This is a genomic window from Alteromonas sp. ABE4_545, assembly GCF_056161325.1.
This window is the reverse complement of the sequence record NZ_JBSWYY010000064.1, coordinates 1-1,328: the sequence shown is the minus strand read 5'-3', so window position 1 is coordinate 1,328 and position 1,328 is coordinate 1. Positions and strand designations below refer to the sequence as shown.

Here is a 1,328-nt window from a genome sequence, read left to right as displayed (position 1 = left end):
GCGTATTCCATAAACATCAAGAAGGTTGCACCGAACGGGATAAAGCCACCGTGCAGGGCAATACCGTTCATAATCGCACTCATACCAAATTCACGTACGCCGTAGAACACATAGTTGCCTGCTGCGTCGTCTTGAATGCCTTTGGCTTCTGGCCACAAGGTTAGGTTTGAGCCGGCAAGGTCGGCTGAGCCGCCGATGATTTCTGGTAGCAAGTTCGCGAAGAAGCCAATCGCATTTTGTGACGCTTTACGCGTTGCGATGTCTTGTGCATTCGCCTGGCAGCTACGTACAAATTCGTCCGCTTTCTCATTTAACTCTGCCGGTAGTTCGCCTTTAATCACACGGCGAGTAAAATCGGCCGCCAGTTTCGGGTGAGCCGCTTTGTACGCCTCGAACAAGCTGTCCCATTCGCTTTCCAGGCCTTGGCCTTTCGCTTTGCAATCCCACTGGGCATAAATGTCTGCAGGGATTTCAAACGGCGCATGTTCCCAGTTCAAGAACTTACGCACTTCTGCGATTTCGTCGTCACCTAATGGCGCACCGTGGCAATCGTGGCTACCTGATTTATTCGGTGAGCCGTAACCAATGATGGTTTTACAGCAAATCAGCGTGGGCTTGCTGGTTTCTGCTTGGCCTGCTTCAATCGCAGCAGCAATGGCTTTGGCATCGTGACCATCTACATCACGAATCACCTGCCAGCCGTAAGACTCAAAACGCTTAGCGGTATCATCAGTAAACCAGCCTTCTACGTGACCGTCGATAGAAATGCCATTGTCATCCCAAAACGCAATCAATTTGCCAAGGCCCAAGGTCCCTGCCAATGAACAGGCTTCGTGTGAAATACCTTCCATCAAACAACCATCGCCTAAGAAGCAATAGGTGAAGTGGTCAACAATGTCGAAATCCGGTTGGTTAAACTGGCCTGCCAAGGTCTTCTCAGCAATCGCCATACCCACAGCGTTCGCAATACCTGCGCCCAAAGGACCTGTGGTGGTTTCAACACCCGGTGTATACCCGTACTCTGGGTGACCCGGTGTTTTTGAATGCAATTGACGGAATTGCTTTAAGTCTTCCATCGACACGTCATAACCGCTCAAGTGCAATAACGCATACTGCAACATCGAACCGTGGCCATTCGACAACACAAAACGGTCGCGGTTAGCCCACTCTGGGTTCGTCGGGTTATGTTGATAAAAATCTTGCCACAATACTGTCGCAATATCGGCCATCCCCATCGGGGCGCCTGGGTGTCCTGATTTCGCTTTTTGTACGGCATCAACGGCTAATACGCGGATGGCGTTAGCTGCAGGTGTGGTGGTCACTGACAT

At 50.9% G+C, this 1,328-nt stretch carries 1 protein-coding gene; it reads right to left on the bottom strand.

All coding sequences use genetic code 11. The features are described from left to right. A partial coding sequence (locus ACXAH6_RS20320; protein WP_474879809.1) for a transketolase family protein occupies positions 1-1,328 on the bottom strand: 1,328 nt, incomplete at its 3' end.